The following is a 15,747-nucleotide window of genomic DNA, read 5'->3' as shown; positions in this document are numbered from 1 at the left end:
TGGTATGAGAAGGTTTGCAACTTTGTTGTTGCTCATCGTGTTTCTCGCTCTGGTGTGGTCTTATCCGATCACGGTCGTGGATGACGCAGGAAGAACAGTCACGATCGTGCAAAAGCCGGAACGCGTCATTTGCGCTGCGCCTTCCACCACGAAGTTCTTGCAGTATTTGGGCCTGGAAGACAAGATAATCGCGGTGACGAACTGGGACGATTTCGAGGCCGAGAGGATCGGAGATCTGTTCCCGATAAACTTGGAAAAGATCGTCAGTCTCAATCCGGATCTGATCTTCACCTTCGGTGGCTTTCAGTTGCCTGAGGTTGTCAAGCTCGAACAGCACGGCCTGACAACCGTGGTTCTGAACGCCAACAGTGTGCAGCAGATTTTGAACGACTTGGTGTTGGTGGGGATCATCATGGGCGTTCCAGAGAAAGCCAAAAAGCTCGCCAACCAGTTGCAGGAACATTATCTGAACATCGCAAAGAAGGCCTACAACATACCTCTCGACAAAAGGGTGAAGGTGGCGTATCTGATGGACATCCCCGGTCCAGACGTGAGAGAGGTTTGGACCTGTGGTCAAGGCTCGTATCTGAACGATTTGATCGTGCTCGCTGGTGGAGCGAACATCGCGGCACTTTTCACAGGGCCAAACGGTTTTTTGCCCATCTCTCTGGAATACATAGTTTCGCAGGATCCGGACGTGCTCATTGTCGCAAGTTACGTCCCCAATTCCGAGGAACAGATCAAGGAGAAGGTCTCTAACCATCCGATACTCAAGTCCTTGAAAGCGGTCAGAAACAAGCGTATCTATGTTTACGACAACTATCTGTTGAGTTTGCCAGTTCCGCAACTCGTGGAATACATAGAGAAATTCTACAACGACTTTTACGGTGGTAAATGATGAAGTTTGGCAAATGGCTCGCCCTGGTCACGGTTTTTGTCGTTCTCGTTCTTCTGTGCTTGTCCGTTGGATCGGTTAAAGTTGATTTTGCTGACGTGCTCAGAGCTTTGTTCGACCAGACTTCCAAACACAGATCGATCGTTTGGGGTTTGAGACTTCCTCGCGTGCTCATGGGACTCATCGCGGGGGCGAGCCTTGCGGCTGTTGGAGCCGCCTTTCAAGGTTTACTGCGTAATCCTTTGGTCGATCCTTACCTCCTCGGTGTTTCCTCCGGCGCCTCTTTTGGTGCAGTCCTGTCCATTTACCTGGCTACGGTGAGTGGTTTTCAGTTTCTCTACAGACTGCCGACTTTGAGCTTCGCTTTCGCCATGATCGCATCGCTGGTAGCGATCGTCCTGGCAAAGAAGGATGGGACCATACCGATCGTGGAGTTGGTTCTCAGCGGTGTCATGGTCAGCGTGCTGTTCAGCTCTGCTACGATCACGTTGTTGATGCTACTAAGAAGGAACATAACGCACGCTTATGTTTGGTTGTTCGGAAGTTTGTCTGGTATGACTTGGAACGATCTGCTCAGTCCGTTCGTCTTTTTCCTGCTCTTCTTTTGGGCGAGCCTGGGTTTATCGCAACAGCTGAACGCGATGGCGATAGGCGAGGTTCAAGCGAAAATAAGCGGTGTGAACACAGAATTCGTCAAGCTGATCGTATACAGCCTTGGAAGCCTCGCAGCCGCTTCGGTGGTGTCAAAGACAGGTGTGATAGGTTTTGTGGGACTCATCACACCACACATGGCTCGAAAGCTCTTCGGAAGCGATCATAAAGTTTTGCTCGTCTCGAGCGCCTTGATCGGTGCGATCTTACTGTGCGTGTGCGATGCGATCGCAAGGGTGATAGTGAGTCCCTCGGAGATGCCCATAGGTGTCGTCACGGCTTTCGTTGGGGTGCCCGTCATGCTGGTGCTGCTGAAGAAGGGTGAAAACCATGGTTGAGATCAGTTTGAGGAACGTCGATTTTGCTTATGTGAAGGACCCTGTTCTGAGATCGATAGACCTGCAGATCAACAAAGGCGAGTTCGTTTCGCTCATAGGACCCAACGGTTCAGGTAAGACCACGTTGCTGAAGTTGGTGGCGGGTTTGTTGAAACCAACGTGCGGGACCGTGTTGGTCAGGGGTATGGAGCCTGGCAGAATGAGAAAGAGACAACTTGCGAGGATTGTGGGTTTCGTGACGGAGGATCTCAATCCTATCTATCCCTTTCAGGTTAAACAGATCGTGCTGACTGGAAGGCTCCCGTACAAGAGCAGTTTTTTCGCATCCTGGGACGAGCTGGACTTTCAAAAAGTGAAGGAAGCTCTTGCAAAGGTCGATGCACTCGAATATCTCGACAGATACTTCGGTCAACTGAGTGCCGGTGAAAAGAAAAGGGTGTCGATCGCTCGAATTTTGGCTCAGGACACACCGATTCTGCTTTTCGATGAGCCCACAGCTCATTTGGATCCCGGACACGCCGTCGAGGTGCTCGAGATAATGAAGAAACTACATGACGAAGGCAGAACCATCTTGACTGCATTCCACGAGATCAACTTTGCCGTGAGACTCTCTGACAGGATCGTGATGATGAAGGAAGGAAAGATATTTGCGGAGGGAAAGGCAGAAAAAGTGCTTACGAAAGAAAACTTGGAGCAAGTTTACAACACTCGCTTCAGACTCGTAAATGATCCTTCGACAGGTTTGCCTTACGTTATTTACTGAACCTGCGCACCGCTCAACATGTCTCGCTGAATCTGTAAAGCTCTTTCCAACTCATTCCTTCCGATGAGGTTGAGTTTGATCAGAAGTCTTCCTATCACGAGGTGTTCTGTCATTTTTTCCTGGACCTCCAGGGCTCTTTTCAGATCCTGTTCGCTCATGATTCCTAAGGCGATCAGGATCTCTCCCAGTTTCATAGGCGGCTGGACTCTGAGAACTGTACCACCGCATTTCTCGCACAGTGGAAACTTTTGCAACTCTAAAGGTGCGGCGGAGTAACTTATGTCCCCACAATTAATGCACTTGAACTTGTACGCCATCCTCGCCACCTCGTTTTCCACACTCAGTATAACGGTGACGCTCAAAAATGGCTGATTGTCCGCTCAAAAAAACCTCAAAGAATTCAGAAAATCAGCGAGCAAGTCTGAGAGAGATCTTAACTTGCATGGATCCTCCATCGAAGGCTTTCTCAACTCTCTTTCGAATCGATTCCGCAACTTCTCTGTCGACGTCCTTCACGAACAGCCCGATCTTTTGACTTGAAATGATCCTGACTTCGTCGTCTCCCCTGAGAACACTCTTGAGAATCTGCATCGCCTCGCTTACTGAGTTCGCTTCGATAGTGACGATCCAGATCATCCTCTTTCGGTGCGTCAAGAGTTCATCACGAAGATCTTTGACTTGCTGAGGCGGGAGAACTCCAAGTTCTTTCTCCATCCTCTCTGAAAAAGACTCATAGAAGCGCAATGCCTCCGTTTCTTGTCCAAGCTGGGCCAGAGCCTTCATGTAACTGAGGCAGGCTTGTTCGTTCAGGGGATCCTTTTCCATAGCACGTTTCGAAAGATCTTGAACTTCCGCGAAACTACCACTATACTCAGCATGTGCTATCAATTCCATCAGAACGTCGATGAAAAGATCTTTGTAGTGTTCACGCGCATGGACGATCCATTCTTCGTAGCAGTACTCGGGTAAAACATCGTTCGTGTACCCTTCGACGATTTGTTTCAGTCTCAGTATCTTCTTTTCCTCGTTTTGACAACTTCTCGCACTTACGATTGAACTTTCGAATTCTTCAGCATCAACTATCACTTTATCGTCCTTATCGAAACAGTATGTTGCATCCGAGTAAGTCAAAACCTCTTTGCCGAGAAAACGCCTGATCAACGACACCGCTGTCTGCAAATTACCTCGAGCGTAATCTTCCTCCATGCCGGGCCAGAAAGTTTCACACAACAGTTCTGCGGGGGATTCTTCTTTTGTGAAAGATGATGAAGTAAAGCAACAGCTCTCGAGCCTTTCTTGATCTGATTTTAGTTATATCTACGTTGTTTCCTCGATCGTCTTCGATTCTCAATTGACCAAAGACGTATACTCTCACAGCGTCCCCCCTTGGCTCAAATCATTATAACACCACTTTGAGACTTCCTATCTCGTGTGCTAATATTGAAACGTACGGGGGTAGAATATTGCTAAGCAAAACAGTCGTATTTGTGGTTCTGATATTAACTTTGACATGTTGGGCACTCCAGCTGCCCGATGCTTTGAACCTTTACCTTGAGCTGGTTCGCGAGTACGAGACCGGCTCGATCCAGAATCCATTCCTGATCAAAACCGTAGAATCTTTGGAGCACTTCGCGCTCTATCGTTACTACAGGTTTTTGATCGCTGGCAGCGTGGACAAGAGGGAAGCCACGCCCGATCTTGGTTATTATTTGAGTTTGATCTACTCCTCGTACGACTTCGAAACCGAGGAAGAACAACTCGCCGCAGCACTTTTTCTTTCGTACCTTTCCAGCAAACTCGCCAAGACTCGTTTAACGGCAGACTACGTCATGAAGGACGCTTCTTTCATCGACTTTTTCACACGATACAGGGACGTCATCAGCAGAGAAGCCAGATCCTTCTTTGCATGGATCATTGCCTACCAGGTTGGACTTACGGATGAGAAACCGCCACTGGATTTGGTTCAGAGATATCGGATAGAGATCACCGATTACAGTTTCACGCCTCCAATCGACTTGAAACACCTTGTCGATCTCACCACTTTTTATTCTGATCCCACCATTCAGTCAATTCTAACCCAGGCTCTGGAGAGGGTTGTGGAAAACGCAAAGAAAGACCCTGCAAGAATCGCCGCGCACATAAACAGAGAAGCGGCCTTTGTGGCGAGAGACATCGTCAAACCCATCACGAACTTTCAGACGTACGTGGCGCAGACGGTGCAGAAGATCACGCCAGCCGAGAAGAACTACTGGTGGTTGAGGTTGATAGTTTATACGTGCGCACTGTTCGCGGCCATCAGATTCGTAAAGCTTAGAAGTTTGCTCTTAGGTTCTGTGTTGGGCTTCGAGGCGATATATCTGTTCTTTTTCTTCGATCCGACTTCCATGTACGAGTCCTTGACTTACGGTCTGGTGTTGATTTTTGGCTTTGCGTTCGCAGCTCTGAGGTTGCCAAAAAAGCGCCCGATATGGTTAAACGTTGTGTGCATCATCCTGATAGTGCTCGCGGCTATCTTTCCACTGGTGCCCAGATGCGAGGAACTGTCTATGGATAAGCGCGAAGAATTCCTTGGTTCCAGATACTACGACCTGTTGAAACGAGAACTGTACGTCGATGAACTTTCTTTGGTCTCGCAGTACGTGAGGCGATTGTCTTCGACCATGTACACGAGTATGGAAGACACCAAAGCGATCGTCAACGATCTCGTCGAGACACTGGCAAATTTGAACTCACGCGGTGTTGTGACGGAAATTCTCCTCTCGTCGAATTACGGAGCGTTCTTCAACGATCTTTCCAGTTTCTTCCGCTATGGCGGCTCGAAGGGCAGAATGGAAATGTTCCAGCCTCTGTCGAACACGCTCAGGTTCTACCTGCTCGACGAGAGATCGAGAATGAAGAGCTTCGAAAGGGACCTCGATTCTTTGCTCAAATACAGTAAGAGGTTGGTGGAGTACTCGGCGCCCAGATTGAGACAAGAATTCAAACAACACATCGAAGGTTTGTTCAGCACGAAGTATCCCATTCTTTCGGATTTGCAGAGCACGTTCGAGAAACGAATTTTTCAAAATTCTCAGCGAACAGCATCCCCTCATATCAGAATTTTCAACAACAGAAGTTCGCTTTCCATCATTTTGATCACAATCCTGGTGTTTTTGACAAATTTCTTTCTGAACCCTAAAATATCTGTTGGACCATCGATCGTTCTCTTGATTGTCTCAGTGATGGGATGGTTGAACGTGCGCAATTTGATGTTGATCGTCGAGCAGACGTCACCCTTGCTCCAGTTACAGACATCTTCATCGATCAACCCGCTGGTCTTCTTGGTCGCCATGTTCGTGGCGAGTGTCAATCTTTTAAAACTTTTCAGAAAGGGGGAGTCAAGGTGAAAAGGCTGATCGTTCTGTCGCTAATAGTTATGCTCTCAGTCTTCGCAATGGCGTTCAAGGTCATCATGGTCACAGACGTTGGAGGTCTCGGTGACAAGTCGTTCAACGACGGAACCTGGGAAGGTATAGTCAGAGCAGCAAAGGAAATTGGTGCCGAGTACAAAGTCATACAGTCTTACGAGCAGGCGGACTACATACCCAACCTGACGAGAGCGGCACAGGAGGCCGATGTGGTCTTCGCAGTTGGGTTCATGATGACCGACGCGTTGTTCAAAGTCGCCAAGCAGTTCCCGAACGTGTATTTCGTCGGAATCGACATCGTTCCACCCGAGGGTACGAACTTGCCGAACGTGCTGTGCTACGTGTTCAAAGAAGAACATGCGGGCTTCTACGCGGGCTACATCGCAGCGGCGATGACTTCGACGGGAAAGATCGGTTTCGTGGGAGGCATACCAATTCCACCGGTCGAAAGGTTCCGCTACGGTTACGAAGCGGGTGCGAAGATCTACTCCACGCTTCACAAGAAAAAAGTGGACATCTTAAAAGGTTACACGAACGACTTTGAGGATCCTAAGAAGGGTAAGGACCTCACGATGGCCCAGTATGCGCAGGGCGCAGACATCGTCTTCTTGGCGGCCGGTGCCTGTGGAAATGGTGGCATCGAAGCTGCGAAGGAAAAAATGGTTGCCCTCGTCGGTTCTGACAAGTTGGTAGACATAATAGACTATGTTGTTATGAACAACAAAGGTTTCTTCGCGATCGGTGTGGACGTCGATCAAGACTACATGGCTCCCGGAGTCGTTCTCTGCAGTGCCATGAAGGGCATTTCCATGGCTTCGTACTACGGTGTCAAGTCTGCCTGGGAAGGCACCTTCGAAGGAGGATTGAAGGTCCTCGGTGTGAAAGAAGACGGTGCAGGTGTGAGCCCCATGAAGTACACCAAGGGCATGATACCGAACAGAGTCATCGCCGAGCTCGAATATCTGACAAAGCTCATAAAGGATGGCAAACTGGTGATTCCAGACACCGAGGATGCTCTCAAGGCCTTCCAAGTTCCTGCGATAACCTTCCCGTTCTGAAAATCGTGGGGCGCCTTCGGGCGCCCCTTTTCGAAGAGAGGTTTTTGCCGTGGAGAAAGCTGTCGAGATGATCCAAATAGTAAAGCGTTTTCCCCAGGTGGTCGCGAACGATCATGTGGATCTGACGGTGTTGAAAGGCGAGATACACGCGATCGTGGGAGAGAACGGTGCGGGAAAGACCACGCTGATGAACCAACTGTACGGCCTTCTGAGACCTGACTCTGGTGAGATACGCATCTTCGGCAAGAAGGTCAACTTCAGAGGTCCTCGAGACGCCATTTTGATGGGTATCGGGATGGTTCATCAGCATTTCATGCTGGTCAACAACCTAACAGTGGCAGAGAACGTCGTGCTCGGTTCCGAGACAGGTGTTGGCCCTCTTTTCGATCTCAAGCGTGCGCGTAAGAAAGTTTTGGAACTTTCGAAACTTTATGGCTTGCACGTGGACGTCGATGCGAAGATAGAGGATCTACCGGTTGGAACGCAACAGAGAGTCGAGATACTCAAGGTCCTTTACAGAGGTGCTGAGATACTGATTCTGGATGAGCCCACAGCGGTGCTCACACCTCAGGAAACGGAAGAACTCTTTGAAACGATGTTCAAGTTGAAAGACACTGGGAAAACGATCATCTTCATTTCGCATAAATTGAACGAGGTGATGCGCGTCAGTGATCGTATCACGGTGATGCGCCAGGGTAAGGTCACCGGTGTACTAAAAAAGAACGAGACCGATCCCAGACAGATAGCACGCCTGATGGTGGGTAGGGATGTGGTCTTCACGGTGGAGAAGACGCCCGCCAGACCCGACGGTGTGGTTTTGAAGGTTGAGGATCTCCACGTTAAGGATTACAGAAACTTGGAAGCCGTCAAAGGTGTTTCCTTCGAAGTGAGGGCCGGTGAAATTTACGCGATCGCTGGTGTTGCGGGCAACGGTCAGACGGAGTTGGTCGAAGCGCTCACGGGTTTGAGAAAACCCGTTTCGGGAAAGGTGTATTTCTTGGGAAAAGATATCACCCACGCAACACCCAGAGAGCTGAGGGAAATGGGCATGGGGCACATTCCTGAAGACAGGCACAAGTATGGCCTGATTCTCCAGTTCCCCGCTTATTACAACGTGATCTTAGGTAGGCACTACAGACCTCCTTTCGCAAACGGAGAGTTTCTCTCTCATAGCAAAATCTTGAATTTCGCAGAGGAACTGCTCAACAGGTTCGATGTTCGACCAAATAACGTAAGGATGCTCGGTGCGAACTTCTCAGGAGGCAATCAGCAAAAGCTCGTCATCGCGAGGGAAGTGGGACTCGAACCGAAGCTCATGGTGATTTCTCAGCCGACGAGGGGTCTGGACGTTGGTGCAACGGAGTTTGTGCACAGAACTCTCATTCAGTTGCGAGATTCAGGTGTCGCGATACTGCTCGTTTCGATGGAACTTGATGAGGTTCTTTCACTGGCGGATCGGATTGCCGTCATGTACAACGGTCAGATCATGGGAGAAGTGGAACCAAACGCTGTCTCCATCGAAGAGATAGGCCTCATGATGGCTGGCCACAGATTAGAGGAAATCAGGGGGCGTGTGGCTTGAACCAGAAGGTTTGGTCGTTTCTCGTACCCATACTTTCCATCATCGTTGCGTTGATAATCGCATCCTTCGTTATTCTGATGATAGGAAAAAATCCCATCATTGCGTACGCAGCTCTGATAAGAGGTGCTCTCGGCTCGAAGATGGCGATCGCATCGACGATCGTGAAGACGACGCCGTTGATCCTCACCGGGTTGGCCGTCGGATTTGGTTTCAGGGCGGGTCTGTTCAACATAGGTGCGGAAGGTCAAATGATCATGGGCGCTATGGCCGCAACGGCTTTTGCGATCAACGTTGGTTGGATGCCGGCAGTTCTGGCGATACCACTGACGATGCTGGTGGGCATGCTCGCAGGTGCTGGCTATGCTTCGATCGCAGGTTTTTTGAAGGCCAAAACTGGTGCGCATGAAGTTGTGACTACGATCATGCTGAACTGGATCGCGGATTATCTTTCGAGCTATGTCGTGACGGTACCCATGGGCGTGGGTTTTGGTACGCCCAAGAGTCCCGAGATAGCATCGAGTGCAAAACTACCACCATTGATGGTGGTCCAGGCAACGGAACTCACGAGCGGCATTATAGTCGCCGTGCTGGCCGCCGTTTTCATTAAGATCTTGCTTGACAAGACGAGCAAAGGGTACGAGTTGAAGGCGGCGGGTTTCAACCCGTACGCAGCGGAGTACGGGGGAATAAAACTGGCAGAGAACATAGTTCTGGCGATGGCGATCAGTGGTGCACTCGCAGGACTTGCGGGTACACTGGAAGTCATGGGTGTACATCACAGATTCTTGGGAACTCTCTCTGGTGGAAAGGGTTTCGACGGTATCTCCATAGCTCTGATAGGGCAGAACAATCCCATAGGCATCATCTTTGCTGCCCTGCTCATGGGCTCGTTGCGTAACGGCTCGAACGAGATGCAGTTCGTGGGGGTTCCAAAACACATCATCATGATCGTTCAGGCGATCATCATATTCCTTGTTGCCGCAGACCGCATCGTCAGAACGATCTTCTTGAGAAAGAAGGTGGCCAAATGAGGCTCTTCCTCGCTCTGATAGACATATTCACCAATCCAGCGTTCTACAAACTCACTCTGACGGCCGCCACACCGCTCGTCTTCGCTTCATTGGGTGGAGTTTTCAGTGAGATAACTGGTGTTGTGAACATCGCCCTGGAAGGTATCATGCTCATGGGTGCCTTCGTGTCAGTGGTCTTCACCTGGTTGACGGGAAATGCGTGGATCGGGGTTCTTTTCGCCGTTCTTGTGGGACTGGGCATGGCGTGGTTACACGCGTGGGCAAGCATAACGTGGAGGGGAAACCAGATAGTTTCAGGCACGGCGCTCATACTTCTCGCACAGGGGGTCACGGGCTTTCTAATGGAACCCATCTTTGGAAGACCCGGTCAAACAGACATCGTGGGTAAGATCCCAGAGGTCAGGATTCCACTTTTGATGAAGAACAGATTCTTAGCGCAGTCCATTGGTGAGCTGAGTCCGATGATATACATTGCTTTCGCTTCCGTTTTTGTTGCTTGGTTCATCATCTACAGGACGAAACTGGGTCTGAGAATGAGGGCTGTGGGAGAAAACCCGGAGGCTGCGGACACACTCGGTGTGAACGTGTACGCGGTGAGGTATTTTGGTGTGCTCATGAGTGGTGTGATGGCCTCGTTAGGAGGGGCATTCTTGAGCGTGGGTGAGGTTGGAAACTTTCGCGAGCTGATGACCGGTGGACGTGGTTTCATAGCGCTCGCCGCGATGATTCTCGGAAACTGGAATCCCGTGGGAGCGATGTGGGCCAGCCTACTGTTTGGTTTTTCGGAAGCCTTCGCAAACCAACTGCAGAGCAGTCCACTGCTCAGGGTTGCATCGACGACGAAACCGTTGTTCAACATGTTTCCGTTCATTGTCACGTTGATTGTCATTGCTGGCTTCATTGGAAAGACGCGACCACCTGCGGCTGACGGTGTGCCCTACGAGAAGTGAAGTTAAAGAAAAAACATACCCACCGATGTTGATGCTTTTCATGTTAGATGGTATTTTATGCGTTTGAACGATCGGTTTTGAACGTGACAGAAAATACTGCCCCGCAAGCCCTTCTTCTTCAGGGGAATGGGTAAGGGGCTTGATTTTTATTAGCACTTGTGTTATCACTGTAGCACGGGAACCATGCCATTTGGCATAGGTATCTTGGGAAGAAGTCCCAAGTAGTAGCGGGATTGGCACCCGCCAGAGGTGTAAGGTTTAAACCGCACCTCTGTGGCCATGGAGTATCAAATGCTCCATGGAAGGCAGCCTAAAGAGCTGCTAAGAATCCCATCCCCTTCAGGGGATTGGGAGTGTCAAAGGGGAGAATCTCTCTTCTTCAAAGTAGCAGAAAACGTGAGGTGAATGGAAAGATCGTCGCGTGGATGACCGTTGCAAATGAAGGTTGGAGCAACAGGCTCGGAATACACGAGTTGTTGGTTCTTGAAGATTACCGTGGCAAAGGCGTTGGCAAGATGCTCATCGAAAAAGCCAAGCAAGTTACGCAAGGGCTGAACTGTCGTGCGATCGTGTTAGAGACACAAACAAACAACAGCGCAGTTGAGTTTTACAAGAAACGTGGAAAAATTCCTCGGAGAAGTCTTCTTGGCGATGGATTCATTGGATTCATTCTCTGGAAGGTTCAGATGACTTTTCTGGCTCATCCAAAACCTTTGGGCTTGCGATGAATTCTATTTCGTCCCCTTCCTTGATTGGGTCCACGAAACTTGCCTCTCTTCCGTTCAGTGTGATCCTGTAGTCTTTCAGGTTTCTCGTGTTTATCTCCACGCAGGCCAGTACGTCGGCCACGATGGGTTCGAACCGAGGCAGTTGAATGCTCATGCCATCTGAAAGAACCCTGTCTGAGCTGACATATTCGCCGTTGACCATGACCATGTGGTTCTTCTGAGTGATCTCGATCTGCCTGCCATTGAACTTCACCCTGACACTGAGAGGTTGAGCAAGAAGATCTTTCACTTTCATCTCGACTCCTTCGAAATGGTAGAAAAATCCCTGTTCCGTTTCTTCAAACCTTTGGAGCGTCAACTTGAATCTTGGCACGACTTTGATTTCACCGTTCACGGTACATTTCACAAGGCCAACTTTTTCGTTCAAAAGCTGCTCTATCTCCTCTTTCTTTGGCCAGGAAACGACGATGTCGTCACCGTCGCTGACGAACCTTTCCAGATCTGCGACGTTCTGGCCGTTCACCAAAACGGTGGGAAGAATTTCAAAGATCTCGCTCCCGTTGAGAAAAACTCGAACAGGCTTGACCAAATCCTTCAACATCGGTGATTCGGGTGTTTCACCCTCAAGAAACTCCACTTCGACTTCATCTCCAGTCTTCAACGTTTCATGAAGCGCGCATTCCCTGCCGTTGATTTTTACACGATACTTCTTTCTGATAGATCCCCGCACGAGTCTTGCCTCACCGTTCAGCGTGTAGACGAACGACGGCCTGACTTCGCCTATGAGGTCTCTTATACTGTAACCAGACTGGGTGAGCAGCTGCAAGACCGTCGGAGCTCTACCGAAATTCAACAAACGCACTTCTTCGCCGTTCAATCTAACCACGTCGTAGATGGAACCAAGCTCTTTCGCCTTCATGTACGCAATGCCCGCCAGAGTGACGAACTCACTTCCGACGAAACCTTCCTTGATTGACTTGATCCTTTCAAACTCCTCAACCGATTTGAGCGCTACCCGCTCTTTCGGAAGTTTCAGCACTTCAGCGATCCTTTCTCTCAAAAGCGAAAGCTTCGCCCCTCCACCAACCAGCAGGACGGCGCTGGGTTTACCCAGGTTCAACGCCTCTATGCGCTGAGCTATGTTCTCTGCGATCTGTGTGACGATCGGATCTATAATTCTCTCCAGTTGTGATCTCTCTACGAGTATCGCTTCACCTGTGAGGTTGTTCACCTCGATGGTCTGCGTGGACTCGATTTTTCTCTTGAGCATCTCTGCCGTTTTGAAGTCGAGCAAGTAGTGTTTCGCTATGGCCTCCGTTATCTCGTCGCCGGCAAGTGCGACCATGTCGTAACCGAGGACCGTGCCACCCTTCGCGATTGCGATGTCGCTCGTGCCCGCCCCGATGTCAACCAAGGCTATGTTCAAAAACCTCAGATCATCTGGCAGAGCCACCTCCAGTGCTGCCATGGGTTCGAGGGTCAGAAAGGAGCACCTCAAACCGGCGAGATGAAGTGCGCTGATCATCGCATCTATGACTTGGTTGGGCAACATCGCAACGATGAGCTTGGTGTAAAGCTCATCGCCTCTATGGCCAAGAGGGTTCTTGATCCAGAAACCGTCGAGCTTGTATTCCAGAACAGAGTAGCCCGCACAGTAGAGATTGACCCCAGATTCGTCTGAAAAAGAAATCTGCGCCAGAGCACGTGCTTCAAGTTCTTTCAGTATCTTCTCATCGACCACGCCGGTGGGAACCTTTGTGCTGGCTTCGACGATCTGTGTCTTCAGGTATCTTCCTGCGACCGCAACTGCAACTTCTTCGAGCATGGTATCATTCCGACTCTCGAGGTTCTTCTTGATCTTCTCAACAATCCTCGCGACGCTCCCGATGTCGTGTATCTGGCCATCCAGCATGCTCCTCACCGGATGCTCCATAGATTCGTAGTCGACGACAGTCAAAACTTCGTCTTCGAAAGTTCCGATGAGTCCCGCTACCTTCCTCGTTCCAACGTCTAACGCGAAAACACTTTTCATATTTCGACCACCGTCACACCTGTTCCACCCTCGCTTGAGGTACCAAACCTGTAACGCTTGACCCTGCTATCTCTTCTCAATATTTCCCAAATACCAACGGCGAGCCTGCCCGTCCCCTTGCCGTGTATGATGTAACCGATCCTGAAATCAGACATGAGTAAATTGTCGATGAACTTCTCTATCAAAGGTTCTGCCTCCTCGACGGTCAAGCCACGCACATCAATCTCTGGTTTTTTCAAATCAGGTTTGATCGCATGGATTGCCTGTTGAACTTGTGTTCCTTTTCGGGCCACTTTTACCAGGTTCTTCGCACGTGCCTCCAGCCTCAATCCGTTGAAATCGACGATATACCTGTCATCCCTCACTTCGACGACCTTTCCAATCGCATCCCCGCTTCTCAGTCTCACCGTGTCACCGATCGATATCTGTGATTCTTCAGCGGGTTCCTGATTGAGTTGTATCTGTTTCACCTTCACCACATGGTTTTCGAACTGCTTCGATGCGCTCCTGAGGCTCGCCAGATCTTTCTTACTTCTGATCGAACGTATGGTCTCATCGACATCCCTTTTAGCTTGCTTTATGTAATCGTACAGTTGCTTGAGTTCTTTGTCGAGCTCTTCTATCTTTTTTTGCTTCAGTTCCTGATATTTCTGTTCGTAATCCTGCTTTAGCTTTTCGAGCTCGGCCCGCTCGGCCTCGAGTTCTTCGATCCTCTTTTCCATGAGAACCAACTGTTTTTGATACTCTTCCACAACTTTTTCCACTTCAAAGTAATCTTTTCCCAGATAATTCCTGGCCATCTCGAGTACAGTCTCGTCGAGCCCCAGCCTCTGGGCTATCTCGAGTGCGTGGGAACCACCGGGCACACCCATGAGGATTCGATAAGTCGGCCTCAGCGTTTCGGGATCGAACTCCAGAGAAGCGCTCATCAGTTTTTCGTCGTTGACAGCGCGGAGTTTTATCGGTGTCAGGTGGGTTGTTACAATGAATTTGCAACCTATCCGTTTCAACTGTTCTATCACGGCGAGTCCAAGAGCAGCCCCCTCCACTGGGTCGGTTCCAGCGCCCAGCTCATCGAGGAGGACCAGGCTATTCTCGCTGGCCGATTCGAGCGCAAGCACGATGTTTCTCAAGTGTGATGAAAATGTGCTCAAGTTCTGTTCTATGCTCTGCTCGTCACCGATATCCGCAAAGATGCTCTCAAAGGCAAAGATCTCACTTCCGTGTTCGCAGGGTAGGGGAATCGCAGCCATCATCATGCAGCAAAAGAGGCCTATCGTTTTGAGGGAAACCGTCTTTCCCCCAGTGTTGGGCCCTGTGAGGATCAAACCGTATTTGTCTTCGGGTAGGACCAGATCTATGGGCACGACCCTGGAGCGATCGAGCAAGGGATGTCTGGCCTGAACGACTCTCACGACCTTTCTCGATGAGGGATAGACGACGATGGCCTTCTGGTCGATGGCGAACAGGCCCCTGGCATGGAGAGAATCGACAGTCGCAACGAAGTTCAGGCCCTCTTCGATTCGTCTGACGTTCTGCCTGACGAGTGTGGTCAGTTCCCTCAGAATCCTGTTTATCTCTCTTTGTTCTTCCTCCCTGAGCTCGTAAAGCGTGTTGTTCAGGGGGACGAAATCGTCGGGCTCGACGAAGCAAGTCGCTGATGAGGACGAAAGCGCATGAACAATTCCTTTAACCTGTCCTTTGTAACTGGCCTTAATGGGAAAGACGTGCCTACCGTCTCTGAGAACGCAGATGGGATCTTGCAAGAAGACTTTGTTCGCCTTAATGAAAGAATCACTCTTCTTCTTGATTTCCGACAGAGTGGACCTCATCTGGTGTCTTATCTCCTTCAAGTTCTCAGACGCTTCGTCTTTTACCCAGCCGTTTGTATCAACGCATCTATGAATCTCCTCAACAACATGCTTGGCAGGCTCGACAGCTTGAGCCAGCATCTTCATCGTGAAGGTATCTGGCAGTCTCTCGAGCCTCTCCTTCAAAACTCTGACCACAGCAACGGCATCTGCGATCCTCAACAGCTCCTGTGGTTCGAGGATCGAACCCGAGTTCAGTTTCGTCAAGACATCTTCTACGTCCACACTGCCAGCGTTACTGGGAAGCAAGCTCTCGGAAGACCTCAACAACTCTATGGTTTCTTCCACGAACTTCAGTTCCTGTGTGGGATCTTTCTTGGGTCTCAACGAACGAACAAACTTTTTTCCAAGCTGTGTGACAGCATAGTTTGCGAGCAAGGATAAGAACTTGTCGTAGTCGAGTCTTTCCAACGTGTGAACTTCTATGTGAGAGCACCTCCA

Annotated in this window: 13 protein-coding genes and 1 pseudogene; 10 read left to right on the top strand and 4 right to left on the bottom strand. The window is 49.9% G+C overall.

From position 1 onward, the window contains the following. Positions 1-4: 4 nt before the first annotated feature. From AJ81_RS01890 to AJ81_RS01880, 3 genes are read left to right on the top strand one after another with little or no spacing between them, the layout of a single operon-like run. Positions 5-898: an ABC transporter substrate-binding protein gene (locus tag AJ81_RS01890; protein WP_031503570.1), complete on the top strand. Its 894-nt coding sequence runs from the start codon at positions 5-7 to the stop codon at positions 896-898. After that, positions 898-1,884, top strand: a complete 987-nt coding sequence (locus AJ81_RS01885) for a FecCD family ABC transporter permease (protein WP_031503568.1) — start codon at positions 898-900, stop codon at positions 1,882-1,884. The genes AJ81_RS01890 and AJ81_RS01885 overlap by 1 nt, the downstream gene beginning before the upstream one ends. Continuing rightward, the gene (locus AJ81_RS01880) at positions 1,877-2,647 is read left to right on the top strand and encodes an ABC transporter ATP-binding protein (protein ID WP_031503566.1); all 771 of its coding nucleotides are present in this window, start codon (positions 1,877-1,879) and stop codon (positions 2,645-2,647) included. The genes AJ81_RS01885 and AJ81_RS01880 overlap by 8 nt, the downstream gene beginning before the upstream one ends. Here the strand turns inward: AJ81_RS01880 and AJ81_RS01875 are convergent. Next, positions 2,641-2,964, bottom strand: coding sequence for a hypothetical protein (locus tag AJ81_RS01875; protein ID WP_031503564.1), 324 nt, complete (start codon positions 2,962-2,964; stop codon positions 2,641-2,643). The genes AJ81_RS01880 and AJ81_RS01875 overlap by 7 nt on opposite strands. Before the next feature lie 91 nt (positions 2,965-3,055). After that, positions 3,056-3,826, bottom strand: coding sequence for an AfsR/SARP family transcriptional regulator (locus tag AJ81_RS01870; RefSeq protein WP_031503563.1), 771 nt, complete (start codon positions 3,824-3,826; stop codon positions 3,056-3,058). 284 nt (positions 3,827-4,110) lie between these two features. Between AJ81_RS01870 and AJ81_RS01865 the strand changes: the two genes are divergently transcribed. The 7 genes and pseudogenes from AJ81_RS01865 to AJ81_RS01840 all read left to right on the top strand — a co-directional run bounded on the left by AJ81_RS01865 (position 4,111) and on the right by AJ81_RS01840 (position 11,403). Further along, on the top strand, positions 4,111-6,033 hold the full coding sequence (locus tag AJ81_RS01865; protein WP_031503561.1) for a hypothetical protein: 1,923 nt from the start codon (positions 4,111-4,113) through the stop codon (positions 6,031-6,033). After that, entirely contained in the window at positions 6,030-7,112 is a 1,083-nt protein-coding gene (locus AJ81_RS01860; protein ID WP_031503559.1) for a BMP family lipoprotein, read from the top strand. Before AJ81_RS01865 ends, AJ81_RS01860 begins: the two co-directional genes overlap by 4 nt. Positions 7,113-7,161: 49 nt before the next feature. Beyond that, a complete protein-coding gene (locus AJ81_RS01855) occupies positions 7,162-8,694 on the top strand; it encodes an ABC transporter ATP-binding protein (RefSeq protein WP_031503557.1) in 1,533 nt (510 codons plus the stop codon). Further along, entirely contained in the window at positions 8,691-9,725 is a 1,035-nt protein-coding gene (locus tag AJ81_RS01850; protein ID WP_031503556.1) for an ABC transporter permease, read from the top strand. Before AJ81_RS01855 ends, AJ81_RS01850 begins: the two co-directional genes overlap by 4 nt. Beyond that, entirely contained in the window at positions 9,722-10,675 is a 954-nt protein-coding gene (locus AJ81_RS01845; RefSeq protein WP_031503554.1) for an ABC transporter permease, read from the top strand. Before AJ81_RS01850 ends, AJ81_RS01845 begins: the two co-directional genes overlap by 4 nt. Positions 10,676-10,863: 188 nt before the next feature. Further along, positions 10,864-10,989 (top strand): annotated as a pseudogene (locus AJ81_RS11070) (RNA-guided endonuclease InsQ/TnpB family protein); the annotation flags it as partial. Between the two features lie 39 nt (positions 10,990-11,028). Then, positions 11,029-11,403, top strand: a complete 375-nt coding sequence (locus tag AJ81_RS01840) for a GNAT family N-acetyltransferase (protein WP_041425798.1) — start codon at positions 11,029-11,031, stop codon at positions 11,401-11,403. Here AJ81_RS01840 and AJ81_RS01835 read toward each other — a convergent pair. Continuing rightward, positions 11,342-13,435 carry a cell division protein FtsA gene (locus tag AJ81_RS01835; protein ID WP_038059653.1) on the bottom strand — a complete coding sequence of 698 codons (2,094 nt, stop codon included), beginning with the start codon at positions 13,433-13,435 and terminating at the stop codon, positions 11,342-11,344. The genes AJ81_RS01840 and AJ81_RS01835 overlap by 62 nt on opposite strands. Further along, on the bottom strand, positions 13,432-15,732 hold the full coding sequence (locus tag AJ81_RS01830) for an endonuclease MutS2 (protein WP_031503549.1): 2,301 nt from the start codon (positions 15,730-15,732) through the stop codon (positions 13,432-13,434). Before AJ81_RS01830 ends, AJ81_RS01835 begins: the two co-directional genes overlap by 4 nt. Positions 15,733-15,747 lie beyond the last annotated feature (15 nt).

It is taken from the genome of Pseudothermotoga hypogea DSM 11164 = NBRC 106472, assembly GCF_000816145.1.
GTDB lineage: Bacteria > Thermotogota > Thermotogae > Thermotogales > DSM-5069 > Pseudothermotoga_A > Pseudothermotoga_A hypogea.
This window is presented reverse-complemented; position numbering and strand designations above follow the sequence as displayed.

Excerpts from the sequence above, each read along its gene's own strand:
- AJ81_RS01845 (WP_031503554.1), top strand. The coding sequence starts at position 9,722 with ATGAGGCTCTTCCTCGCTCTGATAGACATATTCACCAATCCAGCGTTC.
- AJ81_RS01890 (WP_031503570.1), top strand. The coding sequence starts at position 5 with ATGAGAAGGTTTGCAACTTTGTTGTTGCTCATCGTGTTTCTCGCTCTG.
- AJ81_RS01885 (WP_031503568.1), top strand. The coding sequence starts at position 898 with ATGAAGTTTGGCAAATGGCTCGCCCTGGTCACGGTTTTTGTCGTTCTC.
- AJ81_RS01875 (WP_031503564.1), bottom strand. The coding sequence starts at position 2,964 with ATGGCGTACAAGTTCAAGTGCATTAATTGTGGGGACATAAGTTACTCC.
- AJ81_RS01835 (WP_038059653.1), bottom strand. The coding sequence starts at position 13,435 with ATGAAAAGTGTTTTCGCGTTAGACGTTGGAACGAGGAAGGTAGCGGGA.
- AJ81_RS01880 (WP_031503566.1), top strand. The coding sequence starts at position 1,877 with ATGGTTGAGATCAGTTTGAGGAACGTCGATTTTGCTTATGTGAAGGAC.